Consider the following 17,521-nt stretch of genomic DNA (forward strand, 5'->3'; position numbering starts at 1 on the left):
AAGGAGAGGGGTTAGCGTAAGCGAAGCTCTGAACTGAAGCCCCAGTAAACGGCGGCCGTAACTATAACGGTCCTAAGGTAGCGAAATTCCTTGTCGGGTAAGTTCCGACCCGCACGAAAGGTGTAACGATTTGGGCACTGTCTCAACCAGAGACTCGGTGAAATTATAGTACCTGTGAAGATGCAGGTTACCCGCGACAGGACGGAAAGACCCCGTGGAGCTTTACTGTAGCCTGATATTGAATTTTGGTACATTTTGTACAGGATAGGCGGGAGCCATTGAAACCGGAGCGCTAGCTTCGGTGGAGGCGCTGGTGGGATACCGCCCTGAATGTATTGAAATTCTAACCTACGGGTCTTATCGACCCGGGAGACAGTGTCAGGTGGGCAGTTTGACTGGGGCGGTCGCCTCCTAAAGTGTAACGGAGGCGCCCAAAGGTTCCCTCAGAATGGTTGGAAATCATTCGTAGAGTGCAAAGGCATAAGGGAGCTTGACTGCGAGACCTACAAGTCGAGCAGGGACGAAAGTCGGGCTTAGTGATCCGGTGGTTCCGCATGGAAGGGCCATCGCTCAACGGATAAAAGCTACCCCGGGGATAACAGGCTTATCTCCCCCAAGAGTCCACATCGACGGGGAGGTTTGGCACCTCGATGTCGGCTCATCGCATCCTGGGGCTGTAGTCGGTCCCAAGGGTTGGGCTGTTCGCCCATTAAAGCGGTACGCGAGCTGGGTTCAGAACGTCGTGAGACAGTTCGGTCCCTATCCGTCGTGGGCGTAGGAAATTTGAGAGGAGCTGTCCTTAGTACGAGAGGACCGGGATGGACGCACCGCTGGTGTACCAGTTGTTCTGCCAAGGGCATAGCTGGGTAGCTATGTGCGGAAGGGATAAGTGCTGAAAGCATCTAAGCATGAAGCCCCCCTCAAGATGAGATTTCCCATAGCGTAAGCTAGTAAGATCCCTGAAAGATGATCAGGTTGATAGGTTCGAGGTGGAAGCATGGTGACATGTGGAGCTGACGAATACTAATAGATCGAGGACTTAACCATATAATATGTAGCAATGTTATCTAGTTTTGAAGGAATATGCCTTCATAGTTTGGTGATGATGGCAGAGAGGTCACACCCGTTCCCATACCGAACACGGAAGTTAAGCTCTCTAGCGCCGATGGTAGTTGGGACCTTGTCCCTGTGAGAGTAGGACGTCGCCAAGCAATTAAAAACACAAGTCTTTTGACTTGTGTTTTTTTGTGTTTTCAAACAGTACGAAAAAAGAAGTAATGGTAATACAAACACGTTGCCCAAGGGTTAATCATATTATATAAGAGATGGATGTATATTTTTCTGTAAATTGTTAAGGAATAGAAGTATAAAATATGTCCATTTAAATAGGGAGGGAAGGTTATGAAAGTACAAAATGAAGTTTGTATTGTTTGTGAGACAGAAAGAAAAGAAGGGATATATGTTTATAATAATTTAATATGTTATGAATGTGAAAAGGATATGGTGAATACGGAGACAAATGATCCGAAGTATATATATTATTTAAAACAGCTTCGGAAATTAGAAGTATTATATTTTTAAATAGGCATATGCCTATTATTTTTTTTGTTCTGTATAATAGAGGAAGAATGAAATAATAAGGAAGAGATATAGATGAATCAAAATCGCATACCTTTATATGAGGCATTAACAGAGTTTAAAGAAAGAGGGCCGTTATCCTTTCATGTTCCAGGTCATAAAAATGGTTTAAACTTCCCTCAGGAAGCTGTAGGGGAGTTTAAAGATATACTATCTATCGATGTAACTGAGTTGTCAGGGTTAGATGATTTACATAGTCCGTTTGAATGTATAGATGAGGCACAACAGTTATTAGCTGATGTATATGAAGTGAAAAAAAGTTATTTTTTAATTAATGGTTCAACAGTAGGGAACCTAGCAATGATTTTGTCTTGTTGTAGGGAACATGATATTGTTCTTGTACAAAGAAATTGTCATAAATCAATTATTAATGGTTTAAAATTAGCGGGCGCAAATCCAATTTTTTTAGATCCATGGATTGATGAAGCTTATAATGTACCGGTGGGAATTCATGTTGAAATTATTAAGGAAGCAATTGAAAAATATCCAAATGCTAAAGCACTCATTTTAACGCATCCTAATTATTATGGTATGGGGATGGATCTAGAGGCAAGCATTGCTTATGCACATGCACATAAAATCCCCGTTTTAGTAGATGAAGCACATGGAGCCCATTTTTGTTTAGGAGGGGCATTTCCAAAGTCAGCATTAGCATATGGTGCAGATATTGTAGTTCATTCTGCACATAAAACATTACCCGCGATGACAATGGGGTCCTATTTACATATAAATAGTTGCTTAGTGAAAGAAGAGAAAGTTTCTACCTATTTAAGTATGCTACAATCTAGTAGTCCATCGTATCCAATTATGACTTCTCTTGATATTGCACGCTTTACAATAGCACGTATAAAAGAAAATGGACATGATGAAATTGTCGAGTTTTTACGGGGATTTAAAGATGAATTGTGTTCTATTCCGCAAATAGCTATTTTACAGTATCCATTACAAGATGAGTTAAAGGTTACTGTACAGACACGTTGTCAGTTATCAGGATACGAATTACAGTCTGTATTTGAAAAGGTCGGTATATATACAGAAATGGCGGATCCATATAATGTCCTATTTATTTTGCCCTTGCAAGTAAATAAGGAGTATATGAAGGCTATAGAGATGATCCGAGGGGCATTGCAATATTATGAGGTGAAAGACAAGAAGGAATCTATTCGTTATACTTATAAGGGAGAATTCTCTCCTTTACCGTATACATATAAACAACTGGAAGGGTATGAAACAAAAGTAGTATCTGCAGAAGAAGCAGTTGGGATGATAGCGGCAGAAATGGTAATTCCGTACCCACCTGGAATTCCATTGATTATGTATGGGGAAAGAATTACTTCTGAACATAAAGAGCAAATTATGTATTTAGAGCAATCAGGCGCTCGTTTTCAAGGTAGCACGAAATATATGCAAGTGTATGATATAGAAAGTAGGTTTTAGAATGAAGGGATTATTTGTAACAATTGAAGGTCCAGAGGGTTCGGGTAAAACAACGTTAATTAAAAGTTTATTGCCGTACTTTGAACAAAAAGAACAAAAGGTAATGGCGACGAGAGAACCAGGTGGTATTGCAATTTCAGAGGATATTAGAACAATTTTACATAAACAAGAATATACGATGATGGAAGCACGTACAGAGGCGCTTCTGTATGCAGCTGCACGTAGACAACATTTGGTGGAAAAGGTTATGCCGGCACTTAACGAGGACTACCTTGTATTATGTGATCGTTTTATAGATAGCTCTTTAGCGTATCAAGGATATGCAAGAGGGTTAGGTATGGATAAAGTATTTGAAATAAATCGTTTCGCAACAGAGGACTGTATGCCTAGTTTAACGATTTACCTAGACATTGAACCAGAGATTGGTTTAGCTCGCATTGAAAAAGATGCAGGACGTGAAGTGAATCGATTAGATATGGAAGATATCTCTTTCCATAAACGTGTCCGTGAAGGATATTTACAAGTTGTAGAACGTTTCTCAGATCGTATTGTATTGGTAAATGCTGATCAACCAATGGAAAAACTTATAGAAGAAGTTGTTCAGATTATAGAAGATAAATTGTTATAATAGAAGGAAAGAATGAAATAAGTGAGGTATGCATTATGACGAAGACGTGGGAGCAGCTTTCTGCTATACAACCCATCGGTGTAAAAATGTTGATGAATAGCATTGCAAAAGAGCGTATATCCCACGCTTACTTGTTAGAGGGAGGGAAAGGGACTGGAAAGTTTGCAACGGCAATTCAAATGGCAAAGAGTTTCCTCTGTTTTGGGCGGAATGGGGTAGAGCCTTGTCATGTATGTACAAATTGTAAGCGAATTGATTCAGGTAACCACCCTAACTTACATATTGTAAAACCAGACGGATTATCTATTAAGAAGCAGCAAATTCATGATTTACAAGAAGAGTTTTCAAAAACAGGATTAGAAGCAAATAAAAAAGTATATATTATTGAGCACGCAGATCGTATGACAGCAAATGCAGCGAATACACTTTTAAAATTTTTAGAAGAACCAAGTAGTGATACAACAGCTATTCTACTTACTGAACAAAGTCATCAAATTTTAAATACGATTTTATCTCGCTGTCAAGTTGTTACATTTAGACCGTTACCTACGGAATCTTTAATTAGAAGATTACAGGATGAAGGTATTACGGCATCTTTATCGACACTTGCTGCGCAACTCACGAATAGTTTTGATGAAGCTTTAGCTTTATGTAGTGATGAATGGTTTGCACAAGCACGAGCTTTAGTGATAAAATTATGTGAAGCGCTCGAAAAGGATAAATCCTCTATTTTTTTTGTACAAGAAAAATGGGGAAAACACTTTGGAGAGAAAGAACAATTACAGCAAGGTTTAGATATGTTGCTCCTTATTTATAAGGATTTATTATATGTTCAACTTGGAGAAGAAGATCGTCTTGTTTTTCATGAGCAGAAAGAGATGTTTGAATCTTTCTCCTATGCTCAGAAGCGCATTGTATCAGCTCTCTTTAATATATTAGAGGCAAAAAATAGAATCAACGCTAATGTAAATGCGCAGCTTGTGTTCGAACAGTTAGTGTTGCGGTTGCAGGAGGGATGACCGTTTTGTATGATGTAGTAGGTGTTCGCTTTAAGAAGGCCGGAAAGGTGTATTACTTCGATCCGAATCAGTTCGATATCTCTGAAAATGAGTTTGTAATTGTAGAAACAGTAAGAGGTATTGAGTACGGAAAAGTAGTTATTACCAAAAAGCAAGTTGATGAAAACGACGTTGTATTACCGCTAAAAAAGGTTATTCGTATTGCAAATGAAAATGATCGTACCATTGTTGAAGAGAACAAATATGCTGCGAAAGAAGCATATCAAGTTTGTCAGCAAAAGGTAGTAGAGCATAATCTTGATATGAAACTTGTAGATGTAGAGTATACGTTCGATCGCAATAAGATTATTTTCTACTTTACTGCGGATGGTCGGATTGATTTCCGCGAACTAGTGAAGGACTTAGCGGCAATTTTTAGGACAAGAATTGAACTAAGACAAATTGGTGTTCGTGATGAAGCGAAGATGCTTGGTGGTATTGGTCCGTGTGGTCGTATGCTTTGTTGTTCTACTTTTTTAGGAGATTTTGAACCTGTATCCATTAAGATGGCAAAGGATCAAAATTTATCATTAAATCCTGCAAAAATCTCTGGTTTATGTGGTCGCTTAATGTGTTGCTTAAAATATGAGAATGATGAATATGAGGCAGCAAAGGAACAACTTCCTGATTTAGATCAACGTATACAAACCCCGAATGGTACTGGCCGTGTTATCGGATTAAATATTTTAGAAAGATTAATTCAAGTGGAACTAGTAGACAAGGAACGGATAGTAGAATATACGTTAGATGAGTTAGTGAATAAAGGGGTCGTTTCGAGTCAAACCACAGATTAATGAGGTGGGTGCTTGTGGAGAAAAAAGATATTTTTGCATCGGTTTCTAGTATGGAAGAGCAAATTGGACATTTATACAAACAGTTGGGAGAATTAAAACAACATCTTGCAGAGTTGTTGGAAGAGAACCAACATATAAAAATGGAAAATGAAAATTTGCGACACCGCTTTGAAGAAGTGCAGATTAAGGAAAAACAAAAAACTCAAAAACGTAAAGAAGTGAAGCCGAAGACAACTGATATTGGCGAAGGCTATGATAATTTAGCAAGGCTATATCAAGAAGGTTTTCATATTTGTAATCTGCATTATGGAAGTGTACGTAAAGAGGGAGATTGTTTATTCTGCCTGTCATTTTTAAATAAAAAGTGAAATTACCTTTCCAATGATAATTGGAAAGGTAATTTTTTATACATGAGAGTAGAATGAAATATGTTTTTTTATTAGTAGAAGATGAAATAGGGTAGGTTAAGTGTAAGAAAAGGAGTAACATATGAATTTATATGAAGATGAACGTTTAGATTACTTATTAGCGCAAGATATGAAGATTGTACAAAGCCCATCAGTATTCAATTTCTCGTTAGATGCTGTTTTACTTGCAGACTTTGCTTGGGTGCCAATTCAAAAAGGTAATGTACTTGATCTGTGTACAGGTAACGCAGTTGTCCCCCTTTTATTAAGTACAAGAACAAAGGGAAATATTACAGGTGTAGAAATTCAAGAACGTTTATATGATATGGGAATCAGAAGCGTTCAATACAATAAGTTAGAAGAAAGAATTCACTTAATACATGGGGATTTGAAAGATATGCCGGAGAAACTTGGACGTCATCAATATGATGTTGTCACATGTAATCCCCCTTATTTTCAAACACCTGCAACTTCTGAGAAAAATATGAATGAACATTTAGCGATAGCTCGTCATGAAATTATGTGTACATTAGAGGATGTTGTATCTGCAAGTAGTCAGTTAGTAAAGCAAGGTGGGAAAGTAGCATTTGTACATCGTCCAGGTCGTTTACTAGATATTGTTACATTAATGCGTAAATACAAGATTGAACCAAAGCGTGTACGATTTGTTTATCCTAAGGCAGGGAAAGAAGCGAATACATTGTTAATTGAAGGTATTAAGGATGGAAACGCAGATTTGAAAATATTGCCCCCTCTTTTTGTATATGAAGAAAATAATGAATATACAAAGGAGATTCGTTCAATTTTATATGGAGAAGAATAAGCATTGTTTTTATGTAGTAGAGTGCTCTGACGGAAGTTATTATGCTGGATATACAAATCATATAGAGAAGCGGATTCAGACCCATAATAGTGGAAAAGGGGCTAGGTATACGCGTGCTAGACTTCCTGTTGTTTTAAAATACATAGAATTTCATGAAGATAAGCGTACAGCTATGCAAGCAGAGTATTATTTTAAGCAGTTAAATAGAAAACAAAAAGAAGAATACATGCAAAAAGGAGAACGCTATGTGGCAACAAAAAAGCTTTCAACAAAATGAAAAGGGAGTTTTATATTTAGTACCAACTCCTATTGGGAATTTAGAAGATATGACATTTCGTGCAATCCGAATTTTAAAAGAAGCTGATTTAATTGCTGCTGAAGATACGAGACAAACGAAAAAACTTTGTAATTACTTCGAAATTGAAACACCTGTTATGAGTTACCATGAGCATAATAAGGAAGTAAGCGGGAAGAAAATATTAGGGAAGTTAGACGAAGGAAAGACAGTAGCACTTGTTAGTGATGCTGGTATGCCGTGTATTTCCGATCCAGGTTACGATATTGTTGTAGAGGCTGTAGCGGAACAGTATCATGTTATCCCGCTTCCTGGGGCAAATGCGGCCCTTACAGCATTAATTGCATCAGGCCTTGAAACAAAACAGTTTTATTTCTACGGATTTTTACAAAGAAATAAAAAAGAAAGAAAAATGGAGTTAGAGAAGCTTCGTTATGTACAAACTACAATGATGTTTTATGAAGCGCCTCATCGTTTAGATGATACTTTAATCTCAATGCAAGAAGTGTTGGGAAATAGAGAAATTGTATTATGTCGAGAGTTAACGAAAAAATTCGAGGAATTTATTCGAGGAACAATCGAAGAAGCAATTGAGTGGACGAAACAAAATGAAGTTCGTGGCGAGTTTTGTATTTTAGTAGCTGGTTCAACGGAAGAACCTGCCCCAGAAGAACAATGGTGGGAATCTATTTCAGTATATAATCATATTGAACATTATATAAACGAAAAAGGTATGAATTCAAAAGAAGCTATAAAAACAGTCGCTAAAGATCGAGATTTGTCGAAACGCGATGTATATCAAATCTATCATGTCGATAAAAAATAAGCTTCTCATAATTGAGAAGCTTATTTTGCTGTTTCGATATAATTTTGAAGTTCGTTTAAGACTTGCTCAGCGCCTTCTTTACTTAAGATAATTTTACCTTCAGCTAAAGATAGGTTACCATCAGATACTTCACCAGTTACTTGACAAGTCATGTTTGGCTTATATTTTTTTAAGATGATTTTCTCGTCATCAACGTAGATTTCAAGAGCATCCTTTTCTGCAATACCTAAAGTACGGCGTAATTCGATTGGAATTACTACACGACCTAATTCATCAACTTTACGAACGATACCAGTAGATTTCATAATTCTTTTCCTCCTAAAGAAATAGTTTATAAGTTTCGAGTCTATTTTCTAGATTCGTCATTTTTCGACAAAATACCCTATGGACATATGATACCAATCATTTACATTTCCGTCAATTCTTTAATTCTATATTTTTTAAAAAGATTTATAGATTTCTTACTTCTTATATATAATAGAATGAGAGTAATTTCTACTATTATTTCACTTTATTTTCAGAAAAATTTATATATTGTAAGTAAGGATTGTATATTTTCTTGAAATATGAGTAATAGATGATAAAGATACCAGGCATTAATTCGTTTTTTATCCTGCGTTAACAAGCAGTAAGATTCCCACTTCAAAATTTGGCTGGAGCAAAGAAGTTAAGTGGGCGTTGGGCTACTCGTAAAAGCCCGATTGGTGCGGGCTAATAATCCGCGGGAGTGAACAAAACCCTCACAGATTAAAGTTTCACTTTATATATAAGTTTTTGATATACTGTTTATAAATACATATGAGGTTATCCGGGAGGTCCAAAACAATGACAAAGGAAAATAAGTCCTTTTATATTACTACCCCAATTTATTATCCAAGTGGAAAATTACACATTGGACATGCTTATACAACCGTAGCAGGAGATGCGATGGCACGATATAAGCGTATGCAAGGATACAATGTTCATTATTTAACAGGAACTGATGAGCATGGACAGAAGATCCAAAAGAAAGCAGAAGAATTAAATGTTACACCACAAGCATATGTGGATAACATTGTTGCAGGAATTAAAGAGCTTTGGGAGAAGATGGATATCTCTTATGATGATTTTATTCGTACAACTGAAGATCGTCATAAAGATGTCGTTGAAAAAATCTTCAAGCAACTAGTAGATCAAGGTGATATTTATCTTGATGAATATGAAGGTTGGTATTCTGTACAAGATGAGACATTCTATACAGAGCATCAATTAGTAGATCCAATTATGGAAGGCGACAAAGTAGTTGGAGGAAAAAGCCCAGATAGTGGTCATGATGTAGAACTTGTTCGTGAAGAATCGTATTTCTTTAGAATGGGTAAATATGTCGACAGACTATTAAAATTCTATGAAGATAATCCACATTTCATTCAACCAGAGTCTCGTAAGAATGAGATGATTAATAACTTCATTAAACCAGGCTTAGAAGATTTAGCTGTTTCTCGTACTTCATTTGACTGGGGAGTTCGTGTTCCAGGTAACCCGAAACACGTTATTTACGTATGGGTTGACGCATTATCTAACTACATTACAGCATTAGGTTATGGAACAGAAAATGAAGAGATGTATAAAAAATTCTGGCCAGCTGATGTGCATTTAGTTGGAAAAGAAATCGTTCGTTTCCATACAATTTATTGGCCAATCATTTTAATGGCATTAGATTTACCTCTTCCGAAAAAAATCTTTGCTCATGGTTGGATTTTAATGAAGGATGGAAAGATGAGTAAGTCAAAAGGAAACGTAGTAGATCCAGTTACATTAATCGATCGTTACGGATTAGATGCATTACGTTATTACCTACTTCGTGAAGTTCCATTCGGATCTGATGGCGTATTCACACCAGAAGGATTTGTGGAGCGCATTAATTTTGATTTAGCAAATGACTTAGGTAACTTGTTAAATCGTACAGTAGCTATGATTGATAAGTACTTTAACGGAGAAATCCCTGCATTTAAAGCGAATGTAACGGAATTTGATGAAACGTTAGTAACGTTTGCAAAAGATACATTGAAAAAAGTAGAAGAAGCAATGGAGAATATGGAATTCTCTGTAGCGCTAAGCTCAATTTGGCAATTGGTTAGCCGTGCAAATAAATATATTGATGAAACACAACCGTGGGTATTAGCGAAAGATGAGAATGATCGTGAAAAATTAGCTTCTGTAATGGCGCACTTAGCAGAAGTACTTCGTCAAACAGGTATTATGCTTATGCCGTTCCTAACAGTAGCACCAAATAAGATGTTTGCTCAGCTTGGACTTACTGAAGAGGCACATAAATCTTGGGAAAGCCTATCTACAATTGGCTGTATTCCAGCTGGAACAAAAGTAGAAAAAGGAAACCCGATTTTCCCTCGTTTAGAGATGGAAGTAGAAGTAGGGTACATTAAAGAACAAATGAAAAGTTCTGCTCCTAAAGTAGAAGAGAAAAAAGAAGAAGAGCCGAAAGCAGAAGAAATTACAATTGATGATTTCTTTAAAGTAGAATTACGCGTAGCTGAAGTACTATCAGCTGAACCTGTGAAAAAAGCAGATAAGTTGTTAAAAATTCAGCTGGATTTAGGTACAGAAAAGCGTCAAGTTGTTTCAGGAATTGCAAAATTCTATTCGCCGGAAGACCTAAAAGGTAAAAAGGTTATTTGCGTAACAAACTTAAAACCTGTAAAATTACGCGGTGAATTATCACAAGGTATGATTTTAGCGGGTGAAGAGAACGGCGTGTTGTCATTAGCATCAATCGACCAAAATCTACCAAACGGTACGAAAATCAAGTAATTAAGACAAGAAAAGAGATGTTTCACGTGTAACATGTGTGAAGTGTCTTTTTTCTTTTTACATTCTCTATTTTTGCATTAAAATTATAGTATTGTTATCGTTAAGTTATTAAAGAGCTTATTTTTTAGAATAAACTTGATTTCAATATAAAAGGAGTTATGTATTATGTTGTTTGATACACATTCACATTTGAATGCAGAGCAATTTGAAGAAGATTTGCAAGAGGTTATTGCACGAATGAAAGAAGCGGGAGTTACCTATACAGTTGTTGTTGGTTTTGATGAAGTAACGATAAAAAAGGCGATTGAATTAGCTGAAACTTATGATTTTATTTACGCTGCGGTTGGATGGCATCCAGTTGATGCAATCGACATGACAGAAGAACATTTAGCTTGGTTAGAAGAACTTGCTTCTCATCCTAAAGTCGTTGCACTTGGAGAGATGGGATTAGATTATCATTGGGATAAGTCTCCAAAAGAAATACAGAAGGAAGTATTCCGTAAACAAATTGCATTAGCCAAAAAGGTGAAATTGCCGATTATTATACATAACCGCGATGCAACTCAAGATATTGTTGATATTCTAGAAGAAGAGAATGCAGCTGAAGTGGGAGGCATTATGCATTGTTTTAGTGGCAGCGTAGAAGTAGCAGAGCGATGTGTTGATATGAACTTTTTAATTTCGTTAGGCGGCCCAGTTACATTTAAAAATGCTAAGAAACCGAAAGAAGTTGCCACGGAGATTCCATTAGAGAAATTGTTAATAGAGACGGATTGTCCATATTTAACACCACATCCATTTCGAGGAAAACGAAATGAACCGAGTTATGTAAAACTTGTAGCAGAAGAAATTGCGAATTTAAAAGGAATTTCTTATGAGGAAGTAGCAGAAATAACAACAAAAAATGCAAAAGCTTTATTTGGTGTTGAATAAAAAGGAGTGGGAGAACCCATTCTTTTTTATTTTTGTGAAAAAATAAGGGCGAATGAGGAAGTGTTACAATAAGAAGAGAGAACAAAGTTTTGGCCATTCTATTTTTTAAAATGTAAGAATGGGGAAAATAATAATGGAAAAGTCGTCATTTTTTTGTTTTACTAAGTAGAGACGAAACGAGTGTGGAGGCAAGCATGAAAATTAAAGAGATTATCGTTGTAGAAGGTAAAGATGATACAGTTGCGATTAAGCGTGCTGTTGATGCGGATACAATTGAAACGAACGGTTCAGCAATCGGTGATCATGTTATTGAGCAAGTTAAATTAGCGCTGCAAAAACGGGGCGTTATTATTTTCACAGATCCGGATTATCCTGGAGAGCGTATTCGAAAAATTATTTCTGATAAGGTGCCTGGATGTAAGCATGCCTTTTTACCGAAGGAAGAAGCACTTGCCAAAAGGAAAAAGGGTGTCGGAATTGAACATGCTTCTAATGAATCAATTCGCCGTGCTTTAGAGAATATACATGAAGAAATGGAAGCTTACACAAGTGAAATTAGTTGGAGCGATCTAGTCGATGCAGGTTTAGTGGGCGGAGAAATGGCAAAGAGTCGCAGAGAAAGAATGGGTAAGCTATTAAAGATTGGTTATACAAACGCAAAACAGTTACATAAACGATTACAAATGTTTCAAGTTTCAAAAGAAGCATTTGCAGAAGCTTATAAGCAAGTCGTACAGGAGGAAAGAAAATGAAGGATATCGCAACGCCAAATCGTACGAAAGACATTGTTGAAAAGTACGGATTTTCATTCAAAAAAAGTTTAGGACAAAATTTTTTAATTGATACGAACGTATTAAATCGTATTGTTGATCACGCTGAAATTGGTTCAGAAAGTGGTGCAATTGAAATTGGGCCAGGTATCGGTGCGTTAACAGAACAATTAGCGAAGCGTGCTAAAAAAGTAGTAGCTTTTGAAATTGATCAGAGGTTATTACCGATTTTAGATGAGACGCTAGCTCCATATAGCAACGTTACAGTTATAAATAAAGACGTACTAAAGGCAGATGTACATGAGGTGTTTAGTGAGCAATTTGAGGAAGGGCAAGATGTAATGGTAGTAGCGAACTTACCGTACTATATTACAACGCCAATTTTATTTAAATTGTTGGAAGAGAAATTACCGGTTCGTGGATTTGTTGTTATGATGCAAAAAGAAGTTGGAGATCGTTTAGCTGCTAAACCTGGAACGAAAGAGTATGGTTCTTTATCCATTGCTATTCAGTATTATACAGAGGTAGAAACAGTTATGACTGTACCGCGTACAGTGTTTGTGCCACAACCAAATGTTGATTCTGCGATTATTCGTCTCCTAAAGCGCCCGAAACCAGTTGTAGAAGTAACAGATGAGACATTCTTCTTTGAAGTAGTACGAGCAAGTTTTGCACAGCGTCGTAAAACTTTAATGAATAATTTATCAAATAATTTAAATGGTTTCCCGAAAGATAAAGAGCTGTTGGATCGAATTTTAACAGAAGTAGGAATTGATCCAAAACGAAGAGGCGAAACGCTATCTATCGAGGAGTTTGCAACATTAAGTAATGCATTAGTTCTTCATAAATTGTCATAAGAATAGAAAAGGGACAGTTCAACTTGAACTGTCCCTTTTGTCACCTTTCCTCTCTTACATTCATACTTTAAAAACAGGTAAGATGGCCTAACGAGTTTGGAGGTAGGAGAATGGCTTTACATGTTGGAGAATTAGTGGAACGATATTCTCATAATAGGGATATCCTTTTTCGTATTATAGAAATAAAAGGCGAGATAGCTATATTATTTGGAGAGGAAATTAGACTGGTGGCCGATGCGCCACTTGAAGATTTAGTTAGTATAGACCAACGAGAACATAAAAAAAGAGCGAAGCGTGAGAAAGAAACGATGGAGCGTACGTATCGTTTGTTTCAACAAGATTATGTATTAATGAAACAAAGGCATGAACACACTTCAACAGGTGGATATACAAGTGAGGTGAATTATTTTCAAATGCCAGGACGTGTATTGCATATAGATGGAGACCCGTTATATTTGCGCAAGTGCTTAGACTTATATAATAAAATTGGTGTTCCTGTACAAGGTATTCATTGTAAAGAAACAGAGATGCATGAAAAGGTAGTAGATTTAATAGATCATTTTCGTCCGGATATTTTAGTTATTACGGGTCACGATGCATATACCAAATCAAAAGGGGTAAAGGGAGATTTAGCAGCATATAGGCATTCAAGGCATTTTGTACAGGCTGTTAGAGAAGTGAGAAAAAAATATCCATCATTGGATCAACTCGTTATTTTTGCCGGGGCATGCCAATCACACTTTGAAGCATTAATTCGAGCAGGTGCTAATTTTGCTAGTTCACCATCTAGAATTAATATTCACGCACTAGATCCTGTATATGTGGTTGGAAAAATTAGTTTTACGTCATTTATGGAAAGAGTAAATGTATGGGATGTTGTACGTAATACGATTACCGGCGAAAAGGGACTTGGCGGGATTGAGACGAGGGGGATTTTACGAACTGGATTACCCTTTCAACATTATGAAGAATAAGCAAGGTACATATGTATCTTGCTTTTTTGTATGGAAAGGATTTAAATCAGCTTGGATAAAAAGAGACAAGAACGCGCAGACTACATAATGATACTTTTACAATATAGTATTTCTTCTATCTATTTGAACGCATGATGCTTTTATAATGATATTGTCTGTGAGTTGCGGTTAATAATTGGGATAGATATATCGTGTTTTAAGTGTTCAATCTAAATTACAGCGAGGTGTAGCGAAGTATATGTCAAAACGTTTAGATGAAATTAAAAGCGAATTAGATCACCATCTTGGACAGAGACTGATGTTAAAGGCAAATAGTGGGAGAAGAAAAACAGTAGAACAATCAGGTGTACTTGCAGAAACGTACCGTTCTGTTTTTGTTGTACAATTGGATCAGCAAGAAGATGCGTTGCAACGTGTATCGTATAGCTATGCGGATGTTTTAACAGAGACAGTAGAGTTAACATTTTATGGTGAACCTCATAATGAAGTGATTTTATAATTCATGTATCGTTACATATATTCCCACAAATGAAAAGCTATATTATTTTGCATACTAATTATACCGTAGCAAAATAAGGAGGGACTCTGCATTGAGTAGACGAAGAGGTGTCATGTCAAATCAATTTAAAGAAGAGCTTGCAAAAGAGCTAGGCTTTTATGATGTTGTTCAAAAAGAAGGCTGGGGCGGAATTCGTGCGAAAGATGCTGGTAACATGGTGAAACGTGCTATAGAAATTGCAGAACAGCAATTAATGAAACAAAACCAGTAGTTGTAAGATACTTTCTATGCTACGGTAGCCGAGGAGTGATTCCTCGGCTTTTTGTACTCGAAAAGGTGCCATCATTTTACATAAGTAGTTTCATTCTGAATGCTTTTCGTTATAATTAGGGAAGTGTCATCGTCTTACTATAAATTTATGGTAAAATAAACGATAAAAGATTGAGTACATAGAGTGGGTGAATAGATTGAAGCTACTAGTGAAAGCACCAGCAAAGATTAATCTGTCGTTAGATGTACTGGGAAAAAGACAAGACGGATATCATGAAGTGAAAATGATTATGACAACAATTGATTTAGCGGATCGTTTAGAACTAATGGAATTAGCAGAAGACCGTATTGAAATTTTATCCCATAATCGGTATGTCCCAGACGACCAAAGAAATTTAGCTTATCAAGCAGCGAAATTATTAAAAGAGAAGTTTAATGTGAAAAAAGGCGTATCTATTACTATTGAAAAAACGATTCCAGTAGCAGCTGGATTAGCAGGTGGAAGTAGTGATGCAGCAGCGACATTACGTGGCCTTAATAAATTATGGAATTTAGGGCTTACAATTGATCAGTTAGCAGAGCTTGGCGCAAAAATCGGATCAGATGTATCATTTTGTGTATATGGTGGGACAGCAATTGCCACAGGAAGAGGAGAGCAAATTGAGCACATAAAAACTCCGCCTTCTTGTTGGGTTATTTTAGCAAAACCCCATATTGGTGTATCTACTGCTGATGTGTATGGAAATTTAAAGTTAAATCGAGTTACACATCCAAATGTAGATAAAATGGTTAACGTCATAAATGCTGGGGACTACAAAGGGATTTGTGATACTGTTGGTAATGTTTTAGAAGATGTAACGTTTGCGATGCATCCTGAAGTTGCACGTATTAAGGCACAGATGAAGCGATTTGGGGCGGATGCTGTATTAATGAGTGGAAGTGGCCCAACCGTATTTGGTCTTGTGCACCATGATTCGCGAATGCATCGTATATATAACGGATTAAAAGGATTTTGTGAACAAGTATACGCAGTACGTTTATTAGGAGAGCGAGAAACGCTTGAATAAAGACGTATAATACGTTATGATTTGTTTAGAATATTCGTGATTTGAGGTGAGAGTATGAAAATTAGACGAAGTACAAGATTAGTCGATATGACGTATTACTTGTTACAAAACCCTCGTCAGCTAGTTTCTCTCACTTTTTTTGCTGAAAGGTATCAATCAGCTAAGTCTTCCATTAGTGAAGATTTAGTTATTATTAAGCAAACGTTTGAACAACAAGGGGTCGGCACATTGCAAACGGTACCAGGAGCAGCAGGAGGAGTGAAATATATACCATATATAAGTGAGGAAGAGGCAGATCTAATTATTGGTGAGCTTTGTAGCTTATTTGAAAATCCAGGTCGTATTTTGCCTGGTGGTTACTTATATATGACAGATCTTTTAAGTAATCCTCGCCATATTAATGGCGCAGGTCGTTTGTTTGCTTCTGTTTTTGCTAGGCAACCAATTGATGCGGTTATGACGGTGGCAACAAAGGGGATTCCACTTGCTTATGCGGTGGCAAATTACTTAGATGTACCGGTAGTAATTGCAAGGAAAGATAATAAGGTAACAGAAGGCCCAACTGTTAGTATTAACTATGTATCAGGTTCTTCTAAGCGAATTCAAACAATGACGTTAGCAAAGCGTAGCCTTCCAGAGGGATCAAATGTTTTAATTATTGATGACTTCATGAAAGCTGGCGGGACAATTCAAGGTATGATGAGTATGTTAGAAGAGTTTAAGGCTAATGTTGTTGGTATTGGTGTATTAGTAGAATCCACGGATATTGAAGAAAGACTAATTAATAATTTTGTATCATTAATTCGTCTTTCAGAAGTTGATGTGAAAGAAAAAGCGATTCAAGTGGAAAAGGGAAATTATTCACTGGCACCATTTGATGAAGGGCTTGTAGAGGCTGAGTAAAAAGGTAAAGCAGATCGCTTTATCTTTTTTTTTATTGTATTTATAAATTATAAAATAGATGGACAAACTGCTTTTCGTGCACTATTTTTAAAGAGTAAAAATAAATAATAAAAGGGTGAAAAAATATGAAAGTTGTTCAAACAAGCAATGCACCACAAGCAATTGGACCATATTCACAAGGGATTATTGTAAATAATATGTTTTACAGTTCAGGACAAATTCCGTTAACTGCAAGTGGAGAGCTTGTAGCAGGAGACGTGACAGTACAAACAGAGCAAGTATTTCAAAATTTACAAGCAGTATTAGAAGAAGCAGGTGCTTCATTTGATACAGTAGTAAAAACAACAGTATTCTTAAAAGATATGGATGATTTTAATGCTGTTAATGAAGTATACAGCTCTTATTTCTCTACTCATAAGCCAGCTCGTTCTTGTGTACAAGTAGCAAAATTACCGAAAGATGTTTCAGTTGAAATCGAAGTAATTGCCCTAGTTAAGTAATTCTTTGTAAGCGATAACCTCCACTAATCTCTAT

Annotated in this window: 20 protein-coding genes and 2 rRNA genes (1 of these 22 only partly in view); 21 read left to right on the forward strand and 1 reads right to left on the reverse strand. The window is 36.6% G+C overall.

Going from position 1 to position 17,521, the window contains the following annotated elements:
• The 11 genes from J0835_RS00165 to rsmI form a co-directional block, all read left to right on the forward strand.
• Nucleotides 1–1,047: ribosomal RNA gene (locus tag J0835_RS00165) — 23S ribosomal RNA — on the forward strand (it extends 1,875 nt beyond the left edge of the window).
• Between the two features lie 48 nt (nt 1,048–1,095).
• Nucleotides 1,096–1,211 (forward strand): 5S ribosomal RNA (gene rrf, locus J0835_RS00170).
• A 190-nt stretch (nt 1,212–1,401) separates the two neighbouring features.
• The gene (locus tag J0835_RS00175) at nt 1,402–1,581 is read left to right on the forward strand and encodes a sigma factor G inhibitor Gin (protein WP_087979094.1); all 180 of its coding nucleotides are present in this window, start codon (nt 1,402–1,404) and stop codon (nt 1,579–1,581) included.
• Between the two features lie 72 nt (nt 1,582–1,653).
• A complete protein-coding gene (locus J0835_RS00180; RefSeq protein WP_087979095.1) occupies nt 1,654–3,075 on the forward strand; it encodes an aminotransferase class I/II-fold pyridoxal phosphate-dependent enzyme in 1,422 nt (473 codons plus the stop codon).
• Between the two features lies 1 nt (nt 3,076).
• The gene (tmk, locus tag J0835_RS00185) at nt 3,077–3,703 is read left to right on the forward strand and encodes a dTMP kinase (RefSeq protein ID WP_000677225.1); all 627 of its coding nucleotides are present in this window, start codon (nt 3,077–3,079) and stop codon (nt 3,701–3,703) included.
• Nucleotides 3,704–3,738: 35 nt separating this feature from the next.
• Nucleotides 3,739–4,722, forward strand: a complete 984-nt coding sequence (holB, locus tag J0835_RS00190) for a DNA polymerase III subunit delta' (RefSeq protein ID WP_087979096.1) — start codon at nt 3,739–3,741, stop codon at nt 4,720–4,722.
• A gap of 5 nt (nt 4,723–4,727) precedes the next feature.
• Nucleotides 4,728–5,555, forward strand: a complete 828-nt coding sequence (locus tag J0835_RS00195) for a PSP1 domain-containing protein (protein ID WP_140386631.1) — start codon at nt 4,728–4,730, stop codon at nt 5,553–5,555.
• 14 nt (nt 5,556–5,569) lie between these two features.
• Nucleotides 5,570–5,923: a DNA replication initiation control protein YabA gene (yabA, locus tag J0835_RS00200; protein ID WP_000412057.1), complete on the forward strand. Its 354-nt coding sequence runs from the start codon at nt 5,570–5,572 to the stop codon at nt 5,921–5,923.
• A 121-nt stretch (nt 5,924–6,044) separates the two neighbouring features.
• Entirely contained in the window at nt 6,045–6,785 is a 741-nt protein-coding gene (locus tag J0835_RS00205) for a tRNA1(Val) (adenine(37)-N6)-methyltransferase (protein ID WP_060486369.1), read from the forward strand.
• Nucleotides 6,772–7,062 carry a GIY-YIG nuclease family protein gene (locus tag J0835_RS00210; RefSeq protein ID WP_000414343.1) on the forward strand — a complete coding sequence of 97 codons (291 nt, stop codon included), beginning with the start codon at nt 6,772–6,774 and terminating at the stop codon, nt 7,060–7,062. Before J0835_RS00205 ends, J0835_RS00210 begins: the two co-directional genes overlap by 14 nt.
• Nucleotides 7,031–7,906 carry a 16S rRNA (cytidine(1402)-2'-O)-methyltransferase gene (gene rsmI, locus J0835_RS00215; protein ID WP_076542778.1) on the forward strand — a complete coding sequence of 292 codons (876 nt, stop codon included), beginning with the start codon at nt 7,031–7,033 and terminating at the stop codon, nt 7,904–7,906. Before J0835_RS00210 ends, rsmI begins: the two co-directional genes overlap by 32 nt.
• 20 nt (nt 7,907–7,926) lie before the next feature.
• On the opposite strand, the gene J0835_RS00220 is transcribed toward rsmI, so the two are convergent.
• A complete protein-coding gene (locus tag J0835_RS00220) occupies nt 7,927–8,211 on the reverse strand; it encodes an AbrB/MazE/SpoVT family DNA-binding domain-containing protein (RefSeq protein WP_087979098.1) in 285 nt (94 codons plus the stop codon).
• Nucleotides 8,212–8,731: 520 nt separating this feature from the next.
• Here J0835_RS00220 and metG point away from each other — a divergent pair.
• From metG to J0835_RS00270, 10 genes are all read left to right on the forward strand, one after another.
• The gene (metG, locus tag J0835_RS00225; RefSeq protein WP_087979099.1) at nt 8,732–10,714 is read left to right on the forward strand and encodes a methionine--tRNA ligase; all 1,983 of its coding nucleotides are present in this window, start codon (nt 8,732–8,734) and stop codon (nt 10,712–10,714) included.
• Nucleotides 10,715–10,879: 165 nt separating this feature from the next.
• A complete protein-coding gene (locus J0835_RS00230; protein ID WP_087979100.1) occupies nt 10,880–11,647 on the forward strand; it encodes a TatD family hydrolase in 768 nt (255 codons plus the stop codon).
• Nucleotides 11,648–11,841: 194 nt separating this feature from the next.
• Nucleotides 11,842–12,399 carry a ribonuclease M5 gene (rnmV, locus tag J0835_RS00235; RefSeq protein ID WP_087979101.1) on the forward strand — a complete coding sequence of 186 codons (558 nt, stop codon included), beginning with the start codon at nt 11,842–11,844 and terminating at the stop codon, nt 12,397–12,399.
• Entirely contained in the window at nt 12,396–13,274 is an 879-nt protein-coding gene (gene rsmA, locus J0835_RS00240; RefSeq protein ID WP_000651555.1) for a 16S rRNA (adenine(1518)-N(6)/adenine(1519)-N(6))-dimethyltransferase RsmA, read from the forward strand. The genes rnmV and rsmA overlap by 4 nt, the downstream gene beginning before the upstream one ends.
• 110 nt (nt 13,275–13,384) lie before the next feature.
• Nucleotides 13,385–14,248: a sporulation peptidase YabG gene (gene yabG / locus J0835_RS00245; protein WP_087979102.1), complete on the forward strand. Its 864-nt coding sequence runs from the start codon at nt 13,385–13,387 to the stop codon at nt 14,246–14,248.
• A 238-nt stretch (nt 14,249–14,486) separates the two neighbouring features.
• Nucleotides 14,487–14,747 carry a biofilm formation stimulator Veg gene (gene veg, locus J0835_RS00250; RefSeq protein ID WP_000044349.1) on the forward strand — a complete coding sequence of 87 codons (261 nt, stop codon included), beginning with the start codon at nt 14,487–14,489 and terminating at the stop codon, nt 14,745–14,747.
• A gap of 91 nt (nt 14,748–14,838) precedes the next feature.
• Nucleotides 14,839–15,018: an acid-soluble spore protein SspF gene (sspF, locus tag J0835_RS00255; RefSeq protein ID WP_001985066.1), complete on the forward strand. Its 180-nt coding sequence runs from the start codon at nt 14,839–14,841 to the stop codon at nt 15,016–15,018.
• A gap of 196 nt (nt 15,019–15,214) precedes the next feature.
• Entirely contained in the window at nt 15,215–16,084 is an 870-nt protein-coding gene (ispE, locus tag J0835_RS00260) for a 4-(cytidine 5'-diphospho)-2-C-methyl-D-erythritol kinase (RefSeq protein ID WP_000772096.1), read from the forward strand.
• 54 nt (nt 16,085–16,138) lie between these two features.
• Complete coding sequence (gene purR / locus J0835_RS00265) at nt 16,139–16,987, forward strand: pur operon repressor (protein ID WP_087979103.1); 849 nt, start codon at nt 16,139–16,141, stop codon at nt 16,985–16,987.
• 125 nt (nt 16,988–17,112) lie between these two features.
• A complete protein-coding gene (locus tag J0835_RS00270; RefSeq protein WP_048562634.1) occupies nt 17,113–17,487 on the forward strand; it encodes a RidA family protein in 375 nt (124 codons plus the stop codon).
• The last annotated feature ends 34 nt before the right edge of the window (nt 17,488–17,521 follow it).

The organism is Bacillus cereus group sp. Sample62 (genome assembly GCF_036851315.1).
GTDB classification, from domain to species: Bacteria; Bacillota; Bacilli; order Bacillales; family Bacillaceae_G; genus Bacillus_A; species Bacillus_A wiedmannii.

What these genes read in the sequence shown, in the direction of transcription:
- J0835_RS00175 (WP_087979094.1), top strand. Translation starts at nt 1,402, where the DNA reads ATGAAAGTACAAAATGAAGTTTGTATTGTTTGTGAGACAGAAAGAAAA.
- J0835_RS00180 (WP_087979095.1), top strand. Translation starts at nt 1,654, where the DNA reads ATGAATCAAAATCGCATACCTTTATATGAGGCATTAACAGAGTTTAAA.
- tmk (WP_000677225.1), top strand. Translation starts at nt 3,077, where the DNA reads ATGAAGGGATTATTTGTAACAATTGAAGGTCCAGAGGGTTCGGGTAAA.
- holB (WP_087979096.1), top strand. Translation starts at nt 3,739, where the DNA reads ATGACGAAGACGTGGGAGCAGCTTTCTGCTATACAACCCATCGGTGTA.
- J0835_RS00205 (WP_060486369.1), top strand. Translation starts at nt 6,045, where the DNA reads ATGAATTTATATGAAGATGAACGTTTAGATTACTTATTAGCGCAAGAT.
- J0835_RS00210 (WP_000414343.1), top strand. Translation starts at nt 6,772, where the DNA reads ATGGAGAAGAATAAGCATTGTTTTTATGTAGTAGAGTGCTCTGACGGA.
- rsmI (WP_076542778.1), top strand. Translation starts at nt 7,031, where the DNA reads ATGTGGCAACAAAAAAGCTTTCAACAAAATGAAAAGGGAGTTTTATAT.
- J0835_RS00220 (WP_087979098.1), bottom strand. Translation starts at nt 8,211, where the DNA reads ATGAAATCTACTGGTATCGTTCGTAAAGTTGATGAATTAGGTCGTGTA.
- metG (WP_087979099.1), top strand. Translation starts at nt 8,732, where the DNA reads ATGACAAAGGAAAATAAGTCCTTTTATATTACTACCCCAATTTATTAT.
- J0835_RS00230 (WP_087979100.1), top strand. Translation starts at nt 10,880, where the DNA reads ATGTTGTTTGATACACATTCACATTTGAATGCAGAGCAATTTGAAGAA.
- rnmV (WP_087979101.1), top strand. Translation starts at nt 11,842, where the DNA reads ATGAAAATTAAAGAGATTATCGTTGTAGAAGGTAAAGATGATACAGTT.
- rsmA (WP_000651555.1), top strand. Translation starts at nt 12,396, where the DNA reads ATGAAGGATATCGCAACGCCAAATCGTACGAAAGACATTGTTGAAAAG.
- yabG (WP_087979102.1), top strand. Translation starts at nt 13,385, where the DNA reads ATGGCTTTACATGTTGGAGAATTAGTGGAACGATATTCTCATAATAGG.
- veg (WP_000044349.1), top strand. Translation starts at nt 14,487, where the DNA reads ATGTCAAAACGTTTAGATGAAATTAAAAGCGAATTAGATCACCATCTT.
- purR (WP_087979103.1), top strand. Translation starts at nt 16,139, where the DNA reads ATGAAAATTAGACGAAGTACAAGATTAGTCGATATGACGTATTACTTG.
- J0835_RS00270 (WP_048562634.1), top strand. Translation starts at nt 17,113, where the DNA reads ATGAAAGTTGTTCAAACAAGCAATGCACCACAAGCAATTGGACCATAT.